Source organism: Sphingobium sp. IP1, from assembly GCF_002708645.1.
Taxonomy (GTDB): Bacteria; Pseudomonadota; Alphaproteobacteria; order Sphingomonadales; family Sphingomonadaceae; genus Sphingobium; species Sphingobium yanoikuyae.
Window position 1 is genome coordinate 26,891 of record NZ_NOIW01000006.1, and the last position, 22,124, is coordinate 49,014.

General features: G+C 65.8%; 15 protein-coding genes. 9 read left to right on the forward strand and 6 right to left on the reverse strand.

The annotated features are described in order from the left end of the window. Window positions 1-36 precede the first annotated feature (36 nt). Window positions 37-309 (forward strand): hypothetical protein, encoded by a 273-nt coding sequence (locus tag CG471_RS03135; RefSeq protein ID WP_004209319.1) that lies wholly within the window; start codon window positions 37-39, stop codon window positions 307-309. 482 nt (window positions 310-791) lie between these two features. Beyond that, on the forward strand, window positions 792-3,767 hold the full coding sequence (locus CG471_RS03140; protein ID WP_099230560.1) for a TonB-dependent siderophore receptor: 2,976 nt from the start codon (window positions 792-794) through the stop codon (window positions 3,765-3,767). A 116-nt stretch (window positions 3,768-3,883) separates the two neighbouring features. On the opposite strand, the gene CG471_RS03145 is transcribed toward CG471_RS03140, so the two are convergent. From CG471_RS03145 to CG471_RS03155, 3 genes are all read right to left on the reverse strand, one after another. Then, the gene (locus CG471_RS03145) at window positions 3,884-4,615 is read right to left on the reverse strand and encodes a 2OG-Fe(II) oxygenase family protein (RefSeq protein WP_099230562.1); all 732 of its coding nucleotides are present in this window, start codon (window positions 4,613-4,615) and stop codon (window positions 3,884-3,886) included. Beyond that, the gene (gene clpB, locus CG471_RS03150) at window positions 4,612-7,191 is read right to left on the reverse strand and encodes an ATP-dependent chaperone ClpB (protein ID WP_099230564.1); all 2,580 of its coding nucleotides are present in this window, start codon (window positions 7,189-7,191) and stop codon (window positions 4,612-4,614) included. The genes CG471_RS03145 and clpB overlap by 4 nt, the downstream gene beginning before the upstream one ends. Window positions 7,192-7,286: 95 nt before the next feature. Next, the gene (locus CG471_RS03155) at window positions 7,287-8,966 is read right to left on the reverse strand and encodes a M28 family metallopeptidase (RefSeq protein WP_099230566.1); all 1,680 of its coding nucleotides are present in this window, start codon (window positions 8,964-8,966) and stop codon (window positions 7,287-7,289) included. A gap of 186 nt (window positions 8,967-9,152) precedes the next feature. Here CG471_RS03155 and CG471_RS03160 point away from each other — a divergent pair, with 186 nt between their 5' ends. From CG471_RS03160 to CG471_RS03190, 7 genes are all read left to right on the forward strand, one after another. Further along, window positions 9,153-12,038, forward strand: coding sequence for a pitrilysin family protein (locus CG471_RS03160; RefSeq protein WP_099230568.1), 2,886 nt, complete (start codon window positions 9,153-9,155; stop codon window positions 12,036-12,038). Window positions 12,039-12,061: 23 nt separating this feature from the next. Further along, window positions 12,062-12,364: a hypothetical protein gene (locus CG471_RS03165; protein ID WP_004209325.1), complete on the forward strand. Its 303-nt coding sequence runs from the start codon at window positions 12,062-12,064 to the stop codon at window positions 12,362-12,364. Window positions 12,365-12,507: 143 nt separating this feature from the next. Continuing rightward, the gene (locus CG471_RS03170) at window positions 12,508-12,918 is read left to right on the forward strand and encodes a MarR family winged helix-turn-helix transcriptional regulator (RefSeq protein WP_373562040.1); all 411 of its coding nucleotides are present in this window, start codon (window positions 12,508-12,510) and stop codon (window positions 12,916-12,918) included. Then, complete coding sequence (locus CG471_RS03175) at window positions 12,915-15,023, forward strand: FUSC family protein (protein WP_099230571.1); 2,109 nt, start codon at window positions 12,915-12,917, stop codon at window positions 15,021-15,023. The genes CG471_RS03170 and CG471_RS03175 overlap by 4 nt, the downstream gene beginning before the upstream one ends. Next, on the forward strand, window positions 15,020-15,235 hold the full coding sequence (locus CG471_RS03180) for a DUF1656 domain-containing protein (protein ID WP_099230573.1): 216 nt from the start codon (window positions 15,020-15,022) through the stop codon (window positions 15,233-15,235). The genes CG471_RS03175 and CG471_RS03180 overlap by 4 nt, the downstream gene beginning before the upstream one ends. Continuing rightward, a complete protein-coding gene (locus tag CG471_RS03185) occupies window positions 15,232-16,134 on the forward strand; it encodes an efflux RND transporter periplasmic adaptor subunit (RefSeq protein WP_099230575.1) in 903 nt (300 codons plus the stop codon). Before CG471_RS03180 ends, CG471_RS03185 begins: the two co-directional genes overlap by 4 nt. Next, window positions 16,127-17,569 carry an efflux transporter outer membrane subunit gene (locus CG471_RS03190; protein WP_099230577.1) on the forward strand — a complete coding sequence of 481 codons (1,443 nt, stop codon included), beginning with the start codon at window positions 16,127-16,129 and terminating at the stop codon, window positions 17,567-17,569. The genes CG471_RS03185 and CG471_RS03190 overlap by 8 nt, the downstream gene beginning before the upstream one ends. On the opposite strand, the gene CG471_RS03195 is transcribed toward CG471_RS03190, so the two are convergent. The 3 genes from CG471_RS03195 to CG471_RS03205 are packed head-to-tail and all read right to left on the reverse strand — an operon-like array spanning window position 17,525 to window position 22,070. After that, on the reverse strand, window positions 17,525-18,466 hold the full coding sequence (locus CG471_RS03195; protein ID WP_099230579.1) for a glycoside hydrolase family 43 protein: 942 nt from the start codon (window positions 18,464-18,466) through the stop codon (window positions 17,525-17,527). The genes CG471_RS03190 and CG471_RS03195 overlap by 45 nt on opposite strands. Then, the gene (locus CG471_RS03200; RefSeq protein ID WP_099230581.1) at window positions 18,466-19,677 is read right to left on the reverse strand and encodes a glycosyl hydrolase 53 family protein; all 1,212 of its coding nucleotides are present in this window, start codon (window positions 19,675-19,677) and stop codon (window positions 18,466-18,468) included. The genes CG471_RS03195 and CG471_RS03200 overlap by 1 nt, the downstream gene beginning before the upstream one ends. Next, window positions 19,674-22,070 carry a beta-galactosidase gene (locus CG471_RS03205; protein ID WP_099230583.1) on the reverse strand — a complete coding sequence of 799 codons (2,397 nt, stop codon included), beginning with the start codon at window positions 22,068-22,070 and terminating at the stop codon, window positions 19,674-19,676. Before CG471_RS03205 ends, CG471_RS03200 begins: the two co-directional genes overlap by 4 nt. Window positions 22,071-22,124 lie beyond the last annotated feature (54 nt).

The window sequence follows — 22,124 nt, forward strand, 5'->3', positions numbered from 1 at the left end:
TTTCGGTTCGACCGAACCGATGGCTGGAGTTTCATCATGAAGGTGTTTTTGGTTCAACTGACCCTGGGGCTGACGCTGCTCGGCAGCAGCGTCGTCGTGGATGCGCAGGCCCCTGCGGCGGACGCGAAGCTAGATCGGAATGATCCAAATGCCGTGCGTTGCCGCCGTCTGGAGGTCACGGGCTCGCTGGTGCGCAAGGAGCGTGTCTGCAAGACTAATGCCGAGTGGCGGGCGATCAGCGAGCAGCAAAATCGGGACGCAGATGATATGATCACCCGTAGCCGGGCCGGCATGAATCCCAATGGATAAGAGTGTCCGTCGCCCATCATAGGTGAAAGCGACGATTTGCATTTGATCGACGGGAGCGGATGCCATTGGCGCACGCTCCCGTTTTCGTGTTTGCTCGTCATTTATCCTCTATCGTCTGCGATTATCTCCTCTGCCTAGAACAGTTTCTGGCGCGACAATTTTTGCGGTAGAGCTTGGTAACATAACTACGCAATCGATGGTTCTAGCCGTCGATCGTCTCATCCAGTTGCACAAAAATACCGATAATCTGGGGGTTTTGGAGCGCTCGCGCCGCCGCCATTCCACAGAATTTCATTTAGTTTCAACACCGTAATGGTGTTGCTGTAATGTTGCACATTTGTAAAAATCGTAACGTTTCGTAACGCAACCGGGTTTACAGCCGGTTCCATGGGGCGCACCCATGCCCCGCCTTGTGGTTCCGCAGGGTCGCACTGGTCACAGCAGGCAGACAAATCTGCCGCTCCAGATAAGGGACTGGAAATTTGAAGAACGCATCGATTGCCGCATTCTTGCGGGCCGGAGTCGCGCCCGTCATTCTCGCCACCGCGCTGTTCCAGGCGCCCCTCCATGCTCAGGATGCCGCCCCCCAGGCCGATGATGGCGCGAACGACACGATCGTCGTGACCGGCTCGCTGCTGCGCCGCATCGACAAGGAAACCATCTCGCCGATCACCACCGTGTCGTCGGAAGATCTGGCGATCCGCGGCATCACCACGGTCCAGCAAGGTATCCAGAATCTGTCGGCCAATAACGGCCCGGCACTGACCAACGGCTTCTCGGCCAATGGCGCCTTTGCCGGTGGTGCGTCGGCGGTCTCGCTGCGCGGCCTGTCCACCTCCTCGACGCTGGTGCTGTTCGACGGCCTGCGCGCCGCTTATTATCCGCTGGCCGATGACGGCACGCGCAACTTCGTCGATCTCAACACCATCCCCGATGCCATCGTCGATCGGGTCGAAGTGGTGAAGGACGGCGCGTCCGCCACCTATGGCGCCGACGCGGTTGCGGGCGTGGTCAACATCATCACCAAGCGCGAAGTGAAGGGCCTGCACCTTCAGGCCGAAGCCGGCGTCGCCGAAAAGGGCTATGGCGCCAACCAGCGCCTGTCGGCCACCTATGGCTATGGCGACCTCGCCGAGCAGGGCTTCAACGCCTATGTCAGCGCCCATTATCTCAAGAGCGCTGCGGTCTATAACAAGGACCTGGGCTATCCCTACAACAGCGACGACCTGTCGGGCATCTGTCATGACGGCGTCTGCGGTCCCAACAACATGGCCAATGGCGTCGACCCCAGCATCGGCTTCACCGGCCTGTCGACCGCGACCAATGTCTTCATGGTCCGTCCGTTCGATGCCGCCACCGGCGCAGGCACTGGCCGTTACGAGCTGCTGAACGCCGCTGCCGGCTGCGGCAGCCTCAATCCCTACACGCTGACCGACGCGGAATATGCGGCCAATGCAACTGCGCCGCATACCGTTTGCCAGCAGGACATCACCCACGACTACAGCCAGGTTCTGCCGGAACAGCAGCGCTGGGGCATTTCGGGCCGCTTCACCAAGATCGTCGGCGACAGTGGCGAAGCCTATCTCGAACTCAACTATGAGAACAGCAAGTCCTCCTATACCGGCCTTGCCTCGATCATTCGCGCCAATGCGCCGGCCGGCATCGACTATTCGGCCTATTCGACCTCGACCGGCGCTGGCCTGCTGCGCCTGCCGGTCTATGTCTGCGCCCGCGGCACCGCCAACTGCGACGCCAGCAACGGCACGCTGAACCCGAACAACCCCTATGCCGCCCAGGGTCAGGAAGCCGCCATCATCGGCCGCCTGCCGACCAGCACCGAATATAATGAATCGGTCAGCCAGGTCTTTCGCGCCGCTGCCGGCATCAAGGGCGATTTCGGCAACGACTGGCATTATCAGGTCGATGGCACCGCCATGGTCTCGAAGCTGAAGACCACGGCCAAGGGCTATGTCTATATCCAGCATCTGCTCGATGTGATCGCGGACGGTTCGTATAATTTCATGAACCCGTCGGCGACCTCGCAGGAGACGCTCGACTATCTGACCCCGACCCAGATCAACCACAGCAAGACCCAGCTCTATCAGGGCCAGGCCAGCATTTCGAAGGAAGTGTTCGACCTGCCGGGTGGTCCGCTGCAGGTCGCAGTCGGCGTCGCCGCGCGTTATGAATCGCTCAACAATCCCAGCGGCAATCCCGACTATGATGGTCAGACCGAGCGCTATTTCCGCCTGAACGCCTTCGGCGCCAAGGGCCATCGCGACGTCGAATCCGCCTATTTCGAACTGAGCGCGCCGATCGTCGAGCAGCTCGAACTGACGGCGGCGGGTCGCTATGACCATTATTCGACCGGTCAGGACAATTTCTCGCCCAAGTTCGGCGCGAAGTTCAAGCCGATCCGCGAACTGATGTTCCGGGGCACCTTCTCGAAGGGTTTCCGCATCCCCAGCTTTGCGGAAATGGGCGCCCTGCCGACCACCGGCTATGTCACCCAGTCGATCGGTTCGATGCCGCAGGAATTCATCGACCAGCATCTGAACTCGGCCGGCACCGGTCCCAACACCTATCTGACCAACTATTCGATCGGTCAGACGACGGTAGGCAACCCGAACCTGAAGGCGGAAAAGTCGCGCAACATCACGCTTGGTGCGACCTTCCAGCCGCTCAACAATGTGTCGTTCAGCGTCGACTATTATAATATCAAGAAGACCGGCGCGATCACCTCGGTGAACTTCTCGAACGCGATCGCCAACTATTACGCAACCGGGGAAACCTCCTATGATGGCGTGACGGTGATCCCGGACGAAGTCGATCAGGAACATACCGGTTCGCAGCGCCGCATCGCCTTCGTGCAGGGCAGCTTCATCAATGCCAACACGATCAAGACGTCGGGTATCGATTTCAACGCGATGGGCAAGTTCCGCCTGAGCGACAACATCACCTTCTCGACCTCGATCGATGCGACCTATGTCATCAAGCTGAACACCGAATATCCCGACGGGACGGTTGAACATTATGTCGACACGCTCGGCAACTTCAACCTGACGGCCGGTTCGGGCACGCAGCAATGGCGTGGCAGCTGGCAGAATACGCTGGACTTCGGCAAGGCCTCGCTCAGCGCGACCGCCTATTACACCGATGGCTATAATTATTCGGCCGAGGATCAGGGCGGCACCGCCGGCGACTGCAGCCTGGTGCCGACCAACTATGATGGCGACGCCTATCAGGGCTGCCGCGTGAAGTCGTTCATCAGCGTCGACATGACGGGCACGATCAAGGTCAACGACCAGTTCGAGCTTTATGCCAACGTCATGAACGTCTTCAACAACAAGCCGCCGATCGATGCGACCACCTATGGCGCCTATCTCTACAACCCGGTGGTTGGCGAGTCGGCGATCCTGGGCCGCTCCTTCCGCATCGGCGCGAAGGCAAGCTTCTAAGCCAGATAATATAAAAGGGCGGCCCTCCCTTGCGGGGCCGCCCTCCTTTCAGGACCAACTGGCGCGCGGCGCGCCCGACTTAGCCGACACTGGGTCTCAGTGCGCCGTCGCCGTCTTCACCCCATCGCCGACCGGAACCAGCCGGTCACCGACGTCCGGGCCGCACCCGCCGAAGGCGCGACATAGCTGACGCTGTGCAATTGCGGCACGCGGAACAGATCGAGCCTGTTGAAGGCCGGAGCCCGGCCGGAAAAGCTGCCATCGGCACCATGGAACATCAGCAAGCCGCCCCATTCGGTCCGCCATCCCTCGGTCAGGCCAAAGACATAGGCGGCGTGCCGATTCTTGCCCGCGACCCCATCATCATGGCCGGTCAGGAAATCGCCGCTGACATAGCGGGTTGCCTGCCCGTCGGCGAAGCCGATCGCCTCGCTGCCGGTGATCGCCCGGACCAGTGCCAGCACTTCCGGCCCCGTCATGAAGCGGACAAAGGCGTCGAGCAGATGGGACGACTGCCGACGCGCCTGCTCCTCGTCGGGCACGCGAATGCTGCCATAGCGGAACTGGAAGCCATGCCGGGCCGCTTCATGCACCGCCTGGTTCAGGGCGCCCCATTGCTGCGGCGTCATCGATTGCGCTGTCGGGCGATCGATCTCGAACAGTTTCTCGTCCGAATTGAGGACGATCCGCCAATCCTCGCGCGTGTCCAGATGCGCGGCCAGCGCGCGGGCCGCCGCATCGGTCAGGAAGGGACCGATGCGGGCATGCCCGTCGCGCTGATAGTCGGATCGTAGCCGGTCGATGTCGATCCCATCGGCCAGCGCGAAATCCGCCACCTTTGTCGTCATGCGACGCTGAGCTTCAGTGCGCCGTCGCCATCTTCCACCGTCACCGTCGATCCGTCCGGCACCTCGCCGCGCAGGATCAGGTCGGCCAGCGGATCCTGCAGGTAACGCTGCACCGCCCGCTTCAATGGTCGCGCGCCATAGACCGGATCATAGCCGACCCGGCCCAGCCAGGCGCGCGCGCCGTCGGTCAGGTTCAGCACCACCTTGCGGTCCTTCAGCAGCTTCTGCACCCGCGCCACCTGGATATCGACGATCGGCGCCATATGGCCGGCCCCCAAACGGTGGAACAGGATGATCTCGTCCAGGCGGTTGAGGAATTCGGGGCGGAAATGGCTGCGCACCATCTCCATCACCTGGTCCTCGACCTTCTCGACCGGCTCGTCGTCGGGCTGGGCGGCAATATATTGGCTGCCCAGGTTCGACGTCAGCACGATGATCGTGTTGGTGAAGTCGACGGTGCGGCCCTGGCCATCGGTCAGGCGGCCATCGTCCAGCACTTGCAGCAGTATGTTGAACACGTCGCCATGCGCCTTCTCGACCTCGTCGAACAGCACGACCTGATAGGGCCGGCGCCGCACTGCCTCGGTCAGCACGCCACCTTCCTCATAGCCGACATAGCCCGGAGGCGCGCCGATCAGTCGGGCGACCGAGTGTTTCTCCATGAACTCGCTCATGTCGATGCGCACCATCGCGCTCTCGTCGTCGAACAGGAAACCGGCCAGCGCCTTGGTCAGCTCGGTCTTGCCGACGCCCGTGGGGCCAAGGAACAGGAAGCTGCCCAGCGGCCGGTTCGGATCCTGCAGACCCGCGCGGCTGCGGCGCACGGCGGTCGCCACCGCGCGCACGGCATCGGCCTGGCCGATCACCCGCTTGCCCAGTTCCGCTTCCATCGCCAGCAGCTTCTCGCGCTCGCCTTCCATCATCCGGTCGACCGGAATGCCGGTCCAGCGCGACACGACGCTGGCAATATCCTCGGCCGTCACTTCCTCGCGCAGCATCGCGCCCTTGGACGCGCCCTGGGCTTCTGCCAGCTGCTTTTCCAGCTGCGGGATGGTGCCATATTGCAGCTCGCCGGCCTTGCCATAGTCGCCGCCGCGCTGCGCCTGTTCCAGCTGGAGCCGCGCGGCGTCGAGCTGCTCCTTCAGCTTGGCCTCGCTGGCGATCTTGTCCTTCTCCGCCTGCCAGCGCGTCGTCAGCTCGGCCGACTGCTGCTCCAGATTGGCGAGGTCGGTCTCCAGATTGGCCAGCCGGTCCTTCGACGCCTGGTCGCTTTCCTTCTTCAGCGCCTCGCGCTCGATCTGCAGCTGCATGATCCGGCGGTCGAGATTCTCGATTTCCTCGGGCTTGCTCTCCACCTCCATGCGGATGCGGCTCGCCGCCTCGTCCATCAGGTCGATCGCCTTGTCGGGCAGGAAACGGTCGGTGATATAGCGGTTGGACAGGGTCGCCGCCGCCACGATCGCGCCGTCGGCGATGCGCACGCCATGATGCGCCTCATATTTGTCCTTGATGCCGCGCAGGATCGAAATCGTGTCCTCGACCGTCGGCTCGCCGACGAACACCGGCTGGAACCGCCGCTGGAGGGCCGGATCCTTCTCGACATATTTGCGATATTCGTCGAGTGTGGTCGCGCCGATGCAATGCAGCTCGCCCCGTGCCAGCGCCGGCTTCAGCAGGTTGCCGGCATCCATCGCGCCTTCGGATTTGCCCGCGCCGATCAGCGTGTGCATCTCGTCGATGAACAGGATGATCTGGCCGTCCGCCCCCTTCACCTCGTCGAGCACGCCCTTGAGGCGCTCCTCGAACTCGCCGCGATATTTGGCGCCGGCGATCAGGCTGCCCATGTCGAGCGCCATCAAGGTGCGGTCCTTCAGCGTATCGGGCACGTCGCCATGGGCGATGCGCAGCGCCAGCCCTTCCGCGATCGCGGTCTTGCCGACGCCCGGCTCGCCGATCAGCACCGGGTTGTTCTTGGTCCGACGCGCCAGGATCTGGATGGTGCGGCGAATTTCCTCGTCGCGGCCGATCACCGGGTCCAGCTTGCCGGCCTTGGCCGCATCGGTCAGGTCGCGCGCAAATTTCTTCAGCGCATCATAACGGTCTTCCGCGCCCGCCGTATCGGCGGTGCGGCCGCCGCGCAGCTGGTTGATCGCGCCGTTCAGCGCCTCGGCGCGCACGCCGGCGGTCGCCAACGTCTTGCCCGCTGTCGTGGTCGTCGCCAGCGTCAGCGCCAGCAGCAGCCGTTCGACGGTGACGAAGCTGTCGCCCGCCTTCTGCGCCACCTGCTCGGCGGAATCGAGCACGCGCACGGCATCATTGTCCAGGCCCGGCGTCTGCTGCGCGCCGCTGCCCGATACCGCCGGCACCTTGGCCAGCGCGGCATCGGTCTCGCGCAGCGCGGTCGCGGCATCGCCGCCCGCCGCCTTGATCAGGCCCGATGCCATGCCCTGCTCATCTTCCAGCAGCGCCTTCAACAGATGTTCGGGGCTGATCCGCTGGTGGTTCATGCGGATCGCAACGGTCTGCGCCGACTGGAGGAAACCCTTGGCGCGGTCGGTGAATTTTTCGAGGTTCATTAGCATCCCCTTCAAGGCATTGCTGGCGATGTAATGTTGCAAAAATGACACACAAGGGGCGCGGGCAAAAAATCCGCGCCCCTTGCATATTTATCTTACTGCTTGGGCGCCTTGGCCGCTTCCGGTGCGAACAGATCGCCGAAGAAGTCCGCCTTGTACCATTGCGGCGGGGTGTCGCTATCGGTCATAACCCGTGCAATGCGATAATTTGCCTCGGCAAAGCGGGCGCCGGCGTCCCAGTCGATCTTCTGCGTCATGTCATCACCGGGATGGTGATAGGCGCCGCTCAGAAATTCGCCCCAGGCCTTCTCGCCGCCATTGGCATAGCCGGTCGCCAGGAACACGGCGGGCACGCCCTGCTTCACGAACATATAATGGTCCGACCGCACGAAGATGGTTTCCTGCGGCATCGGGTCGGCGGCCAGCTTGATCCCCATCGGCGCAACCGCCTTGGCGACGATCGGCCCCAGCGTCGAATGGTCGGCGCCGAACGCGATCACGTCGGTGAAGGGGTAGAGCAGCAGCGGCATGTCGAGGTCGACATTGCCGACGATCTGCTTGCCCGGCACGGTGGGGTGGCGGGCATAATAGTCCGCGCCCAGCAGGCCCTTCTCCTCGCCGGTGGAGGCCAGGAAGACGATCGACCGGCGCGGCTTGTTGGGCGACTGGGCCATGGCGCGCGCCACTTCCAGCATGGTCGCGATGCCGGCGCCATTGTCCAGCGCGCCATTGTTGATCCGGTCCTTGTCGGCCGGATCGCCCGGCTTTGCCGGGCTGATGCCGATATGGTCGAGATGCGCCGACAGGACGACATATTCTTGCCTAAGCTTGGGGTCGCTGCCGGGCAGGATGGCGACGACATTGGGGCTGGTCACCCGCTCGCTGACGCTTTCGACCTGGATCTGGGCAGTCGACTTGAGCGCAAAGCCCTTAGGCTTGCCGCCGGCCTTGTCGGCGATCTTGCGGATCGCGGCGATGCTGGTCGGTGCGCCGGCGAACACCGCCTGCGCTGCTGCGTCGTCCAGGCTGGCGCCGACCCGGATGCCGGGGGCGGCGTCGAACGGCACGCCCTCGGGCGAGACCCAGGTGAAGTCGGGCTCGTCGGCGAACTGGACCATGCGGTTCCAGGGGCGGGCCTTCATCGACTGGAGGGTACCGATGGACAGCATGCCGATCGCGCCATGCGCCTCGGCGATCTTGCCCTTGGTGGCGGACAGATGCGCGCCTTCCTCGCTCGGCAGCCCCTTGGGATAGCCGCGCAGGGTGACGACGATCTTCCCCTTCACGTCCAGCCCGGCATAGTCGTTGAGGCCGAGCCGCGCAGTTTCCAGGCCATAGCCCACGAATACCAGCGGCGCCGACACGTCCAGCTTGGGCTCGGCCGCGTTCATGCCGATCAGCACGTCGCCGGCATGGGTGAAGCTTTTGGTGCCGGCCGGGCCGGTGACGGTCAGCGTGCCTGGCGTCTTGGCGCGCTCGGTCTTCTGGAAGCCGATGCGCTGCAGCCAGCTTCCATTGTCGCCGGCGGGCTTGAGGCCGAGGCCATCGAACTGGCTGGCGACATAGCGGGCGGCAATTTCATGGCCTTCGCTGCCGGTGTCTCGGCCCTTCAGCAGATCGTCGGCCAGGAATTCGACATGGGCGCGCACGGCGGCGGCCGAGAAGGTCGGCGTATCGGACGGGGCAGGGGCGGTGGTCTGGGCGGCCGAGGACGCTGGAAGCGCGGCGGGCAGCACAAGGGCGGCGGTGGCGGCCAGCAGGGCCAGGCGTTTCATGGGATCGGGGACTTTCCGTCTCTATGGATGATGGCGTGCAGACTTGCCGCTGCGCCCCGTCGCTGTCCAGCCTCCGCTTGTCGATATCATGCGTATTGCGCCGCTATCACGCCCCGCTATGCTGCGCGCCATCGCGGCGGAGTTCGTTCCGGCCGCATCGACTGCCCTCCTGTCCTAGAGGCCTTCATGATCCTTACCCGCATGTCCCGCCGGCTTCCCCTGATGCTCGGCCTGTCCGCGCTTGCGCTCGCGCCGCTTGGTTCCGCCGCGCAGGCCGCGCCGGCCACCGCAGCCGCCGCGCCCGCGCCGCTCTCCAGCCTCGTTTCGGCGGTGGACATCCCCTATCAGGAATTTCGCCTGCCCAACGGTCTGCGGGTCATCGTCCATACCGATCGCAAGGCGCCGATCGTCGCCGTCTCGGTCTGGTACCATGTCGGTTCGCGCTTCGAGCCCGCCGGCAAGACCGGCTTTGCCCATCTGTTCGAACATCTGATGTTCTACGGCTCGGAAAATGCCGACGGTCCCTTCTTCGGCCGTCTGGAGGATATCGGCGCCACCGACTGGAACGGCACGACCTGGTTCGACCGCACCAATTATTTCGAAACGGTGCCGACCGGCGCGCTCGATCGCGCGCTGTTCCTGGAATCCGACCGCATGGGCCATCTGCTCGGCGCCGTGACCCAGACCAAGCTCGATGCCCAGCGCGGCGTCGTCCAGAATGAAAAGCGTATGGGCGAGAATGAGCCCTATGGCCTGGTCGAATATGCCCAGCTCGCCGGCATGCTGCCCGAAGGCCATCCCTATCGCCACTCGACCATCGGCTCGATGGCGGATCTGAACGCGGCCAGCCTGGCCGACGTCCAGAGCTGGTTCAAGACTCACTACGGCCCCAACAACGCCACCCTGGTGCTGGCCGGTGACATCGACGTGCCGACCGCCAAGGCGAAGGTCGAAAAATGGTTCGGCAACATCGCCTCCGGCCCCGCGCCGCAGGATGTCGACGCGACCGTGCCGACGCTCGACAAGGATGTGGAAAAGGTGATGCACGACAATGTCGCTGCCACCCGCCTCTACCGCAACTGGATCGTCCCCGGCGTCAATTCGCCCGACCTGCAGCAGCTTGACCTTGCCCTCTCGGTGTTCGGTGGCCTCGGCTCCTCGCGCCTCGACAATATGCTGGTCCGCGATGAGAAGGTGGCGGTCGCGGTCAAGGCCAGCATCCAGCCGTTCGAGAAGCTGTCGATGGTCGAGATCACCGTCGACGTGAAGCCGGGCCAGGATCCGGTCGCCGTGGGCAAGCGGCTCGATGCGCTGCTCGCCGACTATCTTGCCAAGGGGCCGAGTGCGGACGAGGTGCTGCGCGCCGCGACCCAGCAGCTCTCCGGCACGATCGGCGGCCTCGAAAAGGTCGGCGGCTTCTCCGGCAAGGCGGTGACCCTGGCCGAAGGCGCGGTCTATTCCGACGATCCGGGCAAATATAAGAAGGATCTCGCCATCTATGCCGCCGCAACGCCCGCCAGCGTCTCGGCCGCCGCGCGCAAATGGCTGGGCCGCCCGGTCTTCCGCCTGACCGTGTCGCCCGGCGAACGCTCGGCCGAGGATAATGCGCTCGCCGGCAATGCGCCCTCGGGCAGCGCCACCATGCATCCCGCCCATTTCCGCGATCCCAATGGCCCCGCGCCCAAGGCCGGCACGCCCCCGCCGCCGACCAAGGTTGCCGAGCCGCCGATCGAGCCGGTCAAGGATCTGGTCTTCCCGCCGGTCGAGCGCGCGAAGCTCTCCAACGGCATGTCGGTCGTCTTCTCGCGCCGCGCCACCGTGCCGGTGGTGAAGGTCTCGGTCGCCTTCGATGCGGGCAATGCCGCCGACAACCGGCAGAAGCTCGGCACCGCCGCGCTCACCACCGCGCTGCTCGACGAAGGCACCACCAGCCGCAACTCGGTGCAGATTTCCGAGGAGCAGGAACGGCTGGGCGCCGGCATCAGCGCAGCCAACAGCATGGATGCGACCAATGTCGGCCTCTATGCGCTCAAGCCCAATCTCGACGCCTCGCTCGGCCTGCTCGCCGACATCATCCGCAACCCTGCCTTCGATCCTAAGGAAGTGGAACGGCTGCGCAGCCAGATGCTGACCCGCATCGCCGCGGAAAAGACCCAGCCCATGGCCATCGCCCAGCGCATGCTGCCGCCGATGCTCTATGGTCAGGCCCATCCCTATGGCATTCCCTTCACCGGTTCGGGCACCGAAAGCGGGGTGAAGGCGGTGACGCGCGCCGATCTGGTCGCCTTCCATGACACATGGATGCGCCCGGACAATGCGACCATCTTCGCGACCGGCGACACGACGCTCGCTGAACTGCTGCCGCTGCTCGAAAAGCGATTCGGCGACTGGAAGGCCCCGGCCATTGCCAAGGGCGCCAAGCTGTTCCGCATGGACCGCATGATGCGCCCGTCGCGCATCGTCCTTATCGACAAGCCGCAAAGCCCGCAGTCGATGATCCTCGCCGGCCAGCTCACCAACAAGGCGGGCACCGACAATCCGGTCACCCTCATCACCGCGAACGAGGTGCTGGGCGGCAGCACCACCTCGCGCCTGACCATGGACCTGCGTGAGGCGAAGGGCTGGGCCTATGGCGCGGGCACCGGCATGCCCGGCGTCAAGGAAACGATCCCGCTGCTGGTCTACGCCCCGGTCCAGACCGACAAGACCGGCGAATCGATCATCGCCGCGCGCCAGGACATCAAGGATTTCCTGAGCAGCAAGGGCACGACCCAGGCGGAGCGCGATCAGACGATCAATGGCCAGATCCTGTCGCTGCCCGGCAGCTTCGAAACCTCGTCCGACCTGCTCTCGGCGATGATGCGCAACAATCTGCTCGGCCGGCCTGACGACTATTATGCCACCCTGCCGGCAACCTATCGCGCGATCACTGCGGCGCAGATGGATCAGGCCGCGCGCGAGGCGATCAACCCCGATCGGCTGATCTGGGTCGTGGTCGGCGATGCGAAATTGGTGAAGCCCCAGCTTGACGCGGTTGGCCTGCCGGTGGAAATGGGCACATTGGCTGATTGACGCTAACGTAAAGGAGAAGTGAGATGGCTGCAGTGGATGGTGCCTATGATTGCGTGGCTAAGACCCCGCTGGGCGAACAGACCGGCGTGTTCACCGTGATCAGCACGGGCGACCGTTTCAACGGCACCTTTGCCGGCATGATGGGCTCGCTCGACGTCAAGGATGGCGTGGTCGCCGGCAACAAGCTGACCTGGAAGATGGAAATGACTATCCCCATGCCGATGACGCTGGAATGCGAAGCCGAAATCACCGGCGAAAGCCTGACCGGCACGATGCAGCTCGGCGCCTTCGGTGCCGCGCCCTTCACCGGCACGCGTCGCGCATAATCCCGATCGGCTGCGGCCCGGTTCATGCCGGGCCGCAGCCGACATTACCAAAAATTCATGGCCGACCCGTTGCACTGTAAAATTAGTTAGCTATCTAAGCGTTCGTGAATCGGACAGACCTTCAGCGCGCCCTGGCGCATAATATGCCGCAGATCGCGCGCCTCTGGCGCCAGCTTGCCGATTCCACCCTGGCCGAATTCGGCGTCTCCAATTCCGCTGGCTGGTGTCTTCTCTATCTCGATCGGCTGGGCGCCGATGTGCGCCAGATCGAACTGGCCGACGTGCTGGGCATCACCCAGCCTTCGCTGGTCCGCACCCTCGACCATCTTCAGGCCGCCGCCCTGATCGAGCGCACCCCCAATCCGGAGGACCGCCGGTCCAACTGCCTGTCGCTCACCACCTCCGGCCGCGACCTGGTCGGCCGCATCGAAACGCGGCTCAGCAACATGCGCAACGACCTGCTCGATGGTGTGCCAGAGGCGGATATCGAGATTGCCGTCAATCTGTTAGAACTGCTGCGACGCCGTATCGGGGAGCGCCGGGGCCAGTCATGAAAAAGGCCGCTTTGTCAGCCTGGAGCGAGCGCCTCGGCGTTCCCGCCGCGCTATTCTCCGTCAAATGTTTCCTGGCGGCGATGCTGGCCCTTTATGTGGCGCTCAGCATTGGCCTGGAACGCCCCTATTGGGCCTTTCTCACCTCCTATATCGTCGCCCAGCCGCTCGCCGGCGCGGTGATTTCCAAGGCGATCTTCCGCGCCATCGGCACCATCGTCGGCGCCGCCTTCTCGGTCGCGATCGTCCCGCCCTTGGTCAATTCGCCCGAACTCCTGACCCTTGCCATGGCCGCCTGGCTGGCGCTTTGCGTCTTCGTTTCGCTGCTCGATCGCACACCACGCTCCTACATGTTCGTGCTGGCCGGCTACAGCGCCTGCCTGATCGTCTTCCCCGACGTCGACTCGCCCCAGACCATCTTCACCGTCGCCACCCTGCGCGTGCAGGAAATCTGGATCGGCATCGCCTGCGGCAGCATCGTCCATGGCGTCGTCCTGCCCGGCTCGATCACCGGCAACCTCTTCGCCCGCGTCGAAGCCATGCTGCGCGACGCCGAACGCTGGTCGCGCGACGCGATCGCGACCGATCCGGTGCCCGGCCTTGATGCCGAACGCCGCCGCCTGGCGCAGGACGTCACCGAATTGCACCAGATGTCGATCCATCTGCCCTTCGACATCAGCCGCCTCGCGCCGCGCGTCCGCACCGTGCGCGCGATGCAGGACCAGCTCTCGCTGCTGCTGCCGCTCGGCGCCGCGGTCGAGGATCGGCTGGCCATGCTGAAACAGGCCAATGGCGGCGTCGTCCCGACACAGGTCGAACAGTTGATCGCCGATGCGCGCGACTGGCTCGATCATCCCGGCACCGACAGCGCCACCCGCGCCGCCGGCGCCCAGGCGCTCATCGACCGCTGCGCCGCGCTGGAACCGGCGGCCGACAGCCATATGGACTGGGCCGGCATGATGCGGCTCAGCCTCTATTCCCGCCTCGGCACGCTGATCGCCGTCCATCGTGACTGCCGCGACCTGTTCGACCAGATGCTGACCCACAGCCGCAGCCCGGTGACGCCGCGCGTCGCCGAACTGCTGGAGGGGCGTCGCAACCGCGAACTGCATCGCGATTATGCCGGCGCCGCGCGCGGCGCCTTCGCCGCCTTCATGACGGTGACGATCGGCTGTGCCTTGTGGATTGGCAGCGGCTGGCATGACGGCGGCAGCGCGGTGATGCTGGCCGGCGTCTTCCTCGCCCTCTTCTCCGCGTCGGACAATCCGCTCGCCCCGCTCAAGGGTTTCATGATCGGCACGATCATCGCCACCTTCCTCGGCGCGCTTTATGGCTATGCCATCATGCCCCGGCTCGACGGTTTCGCGATGCTGGCCATGGCCTATGCGCCGCCGCTGCTGGTGCTGGGCGCAATGATGGCCTCGCCGCGCTGGATGGGCATTGCGCTGCCGACGTTGCTCGGCCTCGGCAGCCCCGTGCTGCTCTCCAGTGCCTATGTCAGCGCCTTCGCCTCCTATGTGAACGGCTCGGTGGCACAGCTTGTCGGCATCTGGTTCGCGATCATCATGGCCGGCCTGCTGCAATCGGCCGGGGTGGAGCGCGCCGTGCGCCGCACCGTGCGCGCCGGCTGGGCGGATATCGCCACCCGCGCCAACCTCATGACCCAGCCCGATGTGCGCGGCTGGATCAACCGCATGCTCGATCGCATCGCGCTGCTCGCCCCGCGCCTTGCCGCCATTCGCACGGACAGCGGCAAGCCGCTCTATGATGCGCTGCGCGACCTGCGCACCGGTGTCGCCATCGGCGAGCTGCGCCAGCTCCGCGTCGACCTGCCGCTGGATGAAGGCGAGCCACTCGGCCGGGTGCTGGGCGGCGTGGCCGACCATTATCGCCGGCTCGATCCCGATGCGCCAGCCGCGGCCGACCCTGCGCTGCTCGACGATATCGACAGCGCCATCGGCGACCTAGCCGCCAATCCCGCGCCTTCGGTCCGCCGCGATGCGATCCTGGCGCTGGTCAGCCTGCGCCGTAATCTCTTCGCCGACAGCGCCGGCTATCGCATGCCCCCCCTGACCCCAAAGACCCCCCTGACCGGAGTTCCCGCATGACCGGCGAATTGTCCATCGACGGGGTCTTCTTCCCCACGCTGCTGGCGCTGGCGCTGGCAGCGCTCATCCTCACTTATGGCCTCACCCGCCTGATCGCGGCGTTCGGCTTCTACCGCTTTCTTGCCTATCGGGCCCTCGTCGACCTCAGCCTGTTCGTGCTGACGCTCGGGGGCCTGTCCATTCTCGTTCCGATGCTGGGAATCCGCCTATGAACCGCCTGACCGGGACGCTGATCCGCAGCGCCGCCACCATCATCATCGTCATCCTCGCCGTCATCGTCGCGGTGTGGATGTGGAACCATTATGAGCGCAGCCCCTGGACCCGCGACGGCCGCGTGCGCGCCGACGTGGTGCGCGTGACCCCCGATATTGGCGGCCTCGTCACCTCGGTCGCGGTGCGCGACAATCAGCAGGTGAAGGCGGGCGACCTGCTCTTCGTCATCGACACGCCGCGCTATGCGCTGGCGCTGGAACAGGCGGAGGCGCAGATCGCCAGCGCCCAGGCCACGCTCGGCCAGGCCCGGCGCGAGGCGACCCGCGATCTGGCGCTGGGCGATCTCGTCGCCAAGGAAAGCCATGAACAGAATGTCGCCCGCGTCGCTACGGCGCAGGCCGCGCTGGCCGAGGCGCGCAGCGCGCGCGATGCCGCCGCCTTGAACCTCAAGCGCACCCAGGTCCGCGCTTCGGTCAACGGCGTCGTCACCAATCTCGATCTTCACCCAGGCGACTATCTGGGCGCCGGCACCCAGGCGATGGCGCTGATCGACAGCGACAGCCTGCGGGTCGAGGGCTATTTCGAGGAAACCAAGCTGCCTTTGGTCTGCGTCGGCGCGCCGGTCACCGTCCGCCTGATGGGCGAGAAGCAGGATCTGCACGGCAAGGTTGAAAGCATCGCCTATGGCATCAATGACTCGACCCGCAGCGACTCCGGCAATCTCCTGCCCACGGTCGAGCCGACCTTCTCCTGGGTCCGCCTCGCCCAGCGCATCCCGGTCCGGGTGAAGCTCACCAATGTGCCGGCCAATATCACGCTGATCTCCGGCCGCACCGCCACGGTCACGGTCGAGCCGGCGAAGAAGGATGCCAAGCCGGGAAGCTGCCGCCATGCGTAAGGGCTTTGCTGCATCCTTGATGGCACTGGCGCTCAGCGCCTGCGCCACCGCCGGGCCGGATTATCATCCGCCCGAACATTCGGCCGCGACCGCACCGGGCGCGCAGGGCAATTTCCAGTCGGCCCAGGGTGCGGGCTTCAGCAATGCCGACCTGCCCGATCATTGGTGGAAGCTCTATAATGATCCTCGGCTCGACGCACTGATCGCCGAGGCACTGACCGCCAATACCGACCTGCGCGTCGCCGACGCCAATCTGACCGCGGCACAGGCCGTGCTGCGCGAGACCGAGGCGGGGCGCCAGATCAGCACCACGATCAGCGGCGGCGAAACGCTGGCGCGTCCGTCGGGCGTGACCCAGCATCTGCCCGGCTCGGTCAGCTATGATTTCGGCCTCAGTGCCTCCTATCCGCTCGACCTCAACGGCCGCATCCGCCGCGCGATCGAATCGAGCGGTGCCAATGTCGAGGCGGTGACCGCCGCGCGCGACTATGTCCGCGTCAGCGTCGCCGCCGCCACGGCCAAGGCCTATGCCCAGGTCTGCGCCGCCAATTATGCGCTCGGCGTCAATCGCCGGGTCGTCTCGCTCCAGCGCGATACGCTCAACGCCACCCAGCGCCTGTTCAAGGGCGGTCGCGGCACCGCCTTCGACGTCAGCCGCGCCCAGGCGGCAGTGGACCAGAGCGAGGCGACGCTGCCCGTCTATGAGGCGCAGCGCCAGAGCGGCCTCTATCTGCTCGCCACCCTGCTCGGCCGTCCGCCGGCCGATTACCCCAGGGACGTGGAAGGCTGCACCACCCTGCCGTCGCTCGGTGCGCCGCTGCCGGTGGGCGATGGCACCGCCCTGATCCGCCGCCGCCCCGACATCCGCCAGACCGAACGCATGATCGCCTCCGACACCGCGACCCTGGGCGTCGCCATGGCCGATCTCTATCCGCAGGTCAGCATCGGCGGTTCGGTCGGCCTGTCCGGCCCGCTCAAGGATTTCGGCTCCGGCTCCGCCTTCGGCTTCAGCCTCGGCCCGCTCATCAGCTGGACCTTCCCCAACCGCCCGGTGGTCCGCGCCCGCATCGCCCAGGCCGATGCCCAGGTGCAGGCCGATCTCGCCAGCTTCGACGGCAGCGTGCTGGAAGCGCTGCGCCAGACCGAAACCGCGCTCGAAACCTATCGCCGCGACGCCGAAAAGGCCGCCGCGCTCGATCGCGCGCGCGATAGCGCCAATGTCTCGGCGGGGCAGGCGAACAAGCTGTTTCGCTTTGGCCGCAGCGATTTCCTCGACCTGCTCGATACCCAGCGCAGCCTCGCCAGCGCCGAATCCTCGGCCGCGGCCGCCCGCGTCCAGCTGGTGCAGGACCAGATCGCCATCTTCCTGGCGCTGGGCGGCGGCTGGACCTCAGACGATGCCGGCAACCAGAGCGCGGGGAACGCGCAGCAATGATCCGTGGCGCGCGCCGGCCGGCATGGTCAGGCGCGCGCTGACGTCGGTCCAGTTGACCATGTCGCGCGTCATCGCCGCGCCCCAGCGCCCCTCCTTGTAGACGTCATAATAGCAGAGCAGCGCATCGCCGACCTGCGCGCTCATCGGCCCCTCGACCCAGCCGGGGGAGAAGGGCGGCGACAGGGGGCCGAACGGCCCGGTCGGGCTGTCCGCCTTCGCCACCTGCAGCCATTTATGCGGCGGCTGCACCGTCTCATCCTTGACGATCAGATAGAGACCGCCGCCCGGAGCCTGCGCGAACGTCCCGTCGATCACGCTGAAGCCGGGATCATAAAGCGGCGCGGGCGCGCTGAACGTCTCGAAATCACTGGTGCTGACCGACCAGAGCCGATGATTATAGCCCGATTCCGACGTCCCCGCCGTTTCGGTGAAGCGGCCCTCCACCGTGCTCGACCAGAACAGGATATGCCGCCCGGTCGCCGGATCGCGCACCGCCTCGGGCGCCCAGCAATTGCGGGTGCCCGGCACGTCCTGCATCACCGGGATGGCGCGCTGCGGCGACCAGTGGACCAGATCGCGGCTGGTCGCATGGCCGATCGTCACCCCTTCCCAGGCGGTGGTCCACAGCAGATGATAGACGCCCTGATCCGCGAACAGATAGGGGTCGCGCATCAGCTTCTTCTCGCCCACCTGCGGCACCAGCAGGCTGCGCCCGTCCGCCAGCGTGCGAAAGGCAAAGCCATCCTCGCTCACCGCCAGTTTGAGGCCGTCGGCCTCGCCCTTGCCGGTGGTGAAATAGGCGAAGACCAGCAGATCATCGGCGCGCGCCGCCGATCGGGTGGCGCACCCCGCCAGCGCCAGCGCGCCCAGTCCCAATGTGAAGTCGCGCCGTCTCATCAGCGATAATCCTTGGCCATTTGCGGGTAGAGGTCGAGCAGCTTGTTGGCGACATAGTCGCCGCCATGGCCCATCGGCCCGGTCGGTTCGGGCTTGGGGGCAACCGGCTGCTGCGATGCCAGTCCGCCCGGCGCCTCCGCCCCGTTCAGCCCCTGGCTGATCAGGTCGGGCTTGGCCCCTTCGCCGGCATTATGCCCGTCCTGGTCGAAAATCGCCTCCTGGTGCCGGATCGGCTCCCAGATGAAGCTGCCCCAGCCATGCTTGCCGGGCAGGGCATGGACCAGATCGTTGATATAGCGCTTGCGGCTCGAATATTCGGCAACCAGCAGCCCCTTGTCGGGATAGCGCTTCACATATTCGCTGAAGGTCGTGGCCCAGTCGCCCTGCGCCCGCTGCTGGTAGCAGGAAAAGCCGACCACATCGAAATCCACCTGCCGCGCGATCAGCGCATCGGTCCATTCGCGCACGATCGGCCAGTGCCGGCCCAGATGATTATGTACCTGGATCGCCACCCCCGGCTCGGCCCGGCGCGCACCGGCAATCCCCGCGCGCAGCAATGCGGCAAAGCCGTCGAACCCGCCAACCTCGCCAACCTTGGCATGATTGGCGTCGGTCACCGGATTGCCGGTCGACGTCGACAGCTTCACCCGGCCATGGGGCCACAACATGCCGAAGCTCGTTTCATTGCCGATCACCGCCATGTCGACCGGCGCGCCGCCCGCCCGCATCGCCACCAGCACGTCATGGGTATGCGCCTCGACCGCCTTGGCCAGCGCCGGCAGGTCATAACCGGCCCAGGCCGCCGGCACGCCCTGATGCTCCGGGTCGGCCCAGGTGTCGCTATAATGGAAACTCAGCACCAGCCCCATGCCGGCGTCGCGCACGCGCTTGCCCAGCTTCACCGTCTGGGCGAGGCCAGCCCAGCCCTTGTCCGGCTCCCGCCTGGAATAGCCCTTGGCCGGATCGACGAAGATGCGCAGCCGGATCGCGTTGAATCCGGCATCGCGCAGGATCAGGATCGGGTCTTTCTGCACCCCGTCCACGAAATAGCGCGCCCCAGCCGCCTCATCCTCGGGCACCCAGCTTATGTCGGCGCCGATCAGATAGGGGCCGGGCCGTGCGCCATTTTTGCTCACCTTGGCCAGCGCCGGCCGGGCCAGCAGGGGCAGGGTGGCAAGGCCGAATGTGCCGCGCCGCGTGAAACGGGTCATGCCTTCACCTCCATGCGATATTCCGGAACGATGCGCAGCGTCTCCAGCGTCGCGACCTGTGCCCCCGCCGGCAGCTTCGCCCGCGCGGCATCATCCAGATAGATGGGTGCATCGGCGCGCAGCGGCATCACCGTCAGCGTCCAGGGTCGCCCCAGCCGCGCGGCAAAGCGCTTGAGCCCGATCCGCCAGACCCGTCCGTCCCAATAGGCATCGTCCAGCATGTCGGGGCCATCGAACAGCCGGCCGATATCGCCGCGCCAGTCGATCTCCAGAAAAGCGTCGCCACCCTCGGCCAGAACATCCTTGGGAATGGTGAAGCTAAAGGCCGCCGCCGCCTTGTGCGCCTCGGGCAGGGGCTGCATCGCCGCCTTGGCCGGTCCGCCAATCTCGATCGGCGGCGCCGTGCCGGCCTCGCGCGTCTGGGTAAAGGGCAGGGGCGCAACCCCTGTCGCCTTCGCCGTCATCATCGCCGCCTTGCCGGGCAATATCTGCCAGGCGAAACGCGCCTCGCCACGCTGGCGCAGTTCCAGCCCGTCCGGCCCGAACAGCGCATCCGCCGCGCTCAGCACCACGCGCCGCTCGCCACCGATCTCGCCGACCCAGATGCGCTTTGCCGCCTCCCGGTCGATCAGCAGCAGCCGCACCGATCGCCCGTCCGCGCCGGTCACCCGCACCGGGCGCGTCGCGGATGGGGGCACCTGCACGATCACCCGCCCGCCTTCGCTGCGCGCCGGCGCATCGACCTTCGTGCCCGCCGGGAAAGCCAGCTCCACCGGGCCGGGCAGGCAGGCCGCCATCACATGGATCGGCCCGTCCCTGTCGGCGATGCGCGTCACCGGCTGCGTCGTCGCCCAGTCGAGCCGCACCCCGTCCAGATCCATGCCGATCGGCCAGAAGAAATTGTCGCCCGGCGCGATCGTCACCGGCCGGCTTGGCAGGCGAACCGTGCTACCGGCCAATGTCACATTGAACTGCGTGCCGGGATGCGCAGCCGTGCCATATTGGCGGACATGATTGTTGACGAACAGGAAGCCGGTGTCGCCCTTGGCCCGCACCGCCCAGCGGAGTGTCTTCAGGTCATCCTTGTCGGTCGGCAGCACGGCTGGCGCATGCACCGTCATCGGCGCGAGCGTCTCGCCATATTCGGCCAGGAAATAATGGAGCGGGCGCAGCGCCGCGCTCACCGGATTGACCTCGCCATATTGGCCGATCGGCGCCTGGAAGTCATAGGCGATCGCCGGGCAGTCATTATAGCCGCCCGACCGCTGCGTCTCCTCCAGCATGCGCCCGTTCGCCATCGGATTGGCGCCGCCATGGAACATATAATAGCCCAGCAGATTGACGCCCGATCCCACCTGCGTCGTCACCGCCGCCGCCACGTCAGCCGGCTGCAGCAATGGCCGCCGCCGATACATGACCGGCACGCCGCCGCCATATTCCGCGCCCAGGAAGGGCGTGTCTGCCATGTCGCTATCGGCGTCACCGCGTCGCCCGCCGCGCGTCTGCGCGCCCAGGTCGCCGCTCACCCGGCTGTCGAAGCGGAACAGGTAATTTTCCTTGGGCGGCAGTTTCACCGTCTTCGCCGACCAGGGCTCGTCGGGATAGCCGCCATGCACCGGCACCACCTCGCCCTTGGGATAGACCGTCTGGTCCCATCCGGTCACGGTATAGAGCGGCACGTCGAAGCCGATCCGCAGCGCCAGCGCCTTCAGCGCGGCGATATGCTCCCGGCCCTGTCCGGGACCGCCCAGATTATATTCATTCTCGACCTGCATGCCGACGATCGGCCCGCCATCCTTCCACATCAGCCCGGTGAGCTGATCGTGCAGCCCGCGCCAGAAGCGCTCGACCTGCGCCATATAGGCGGGGTCGTTGCTGCGCGTGCGGGTGCTGCCGGCGATCCAGTCGGGAATGCCGCCAAAGCGCGCCTCGGCATGGCCCCAGGGGCCGGGCCGCAGGAAGAAGAGCAGGCCATGTTTCTGGCAGAGCCGCACGAAACGCCCGATATCGCGGTCGCCGGTCCAGTCGATCGTGCCGGGCGCCAGCTCGACATGGTTCCACAGTATATAGGATGCGACGATGCCGACGCCGGCCGCCTTCATCTTCAGCAATTCCTCTTCCCAATATTCGCTCGGGAAGCGGGTGAAGTGAAACTCGCCCATCACCGGCAGCCAGGGCCGGTCGTCGCGGGTCAGATAGAGATTGGTGATGCCGATCCGCCCCTGCGGCCCGGCGCCGGTGCCCATGTGGAGATGCCCGGACTTGAGCGGCAGGCCCGGCTTGCGGGCATCGAGGCTGTTGGCCGTCTGGGCCAGCGCGTCAGCGGGAAGGGCGAGACCCAGGCCGGCAAGGCCCGTGGCAGTCAGCGCCGTGCGCCGGTCGATATCGGGCATCCGTCCTCCTGTGATGGGTCGGGAGGCTGAGCCCTCCTCTTGGATCGGGGGTGT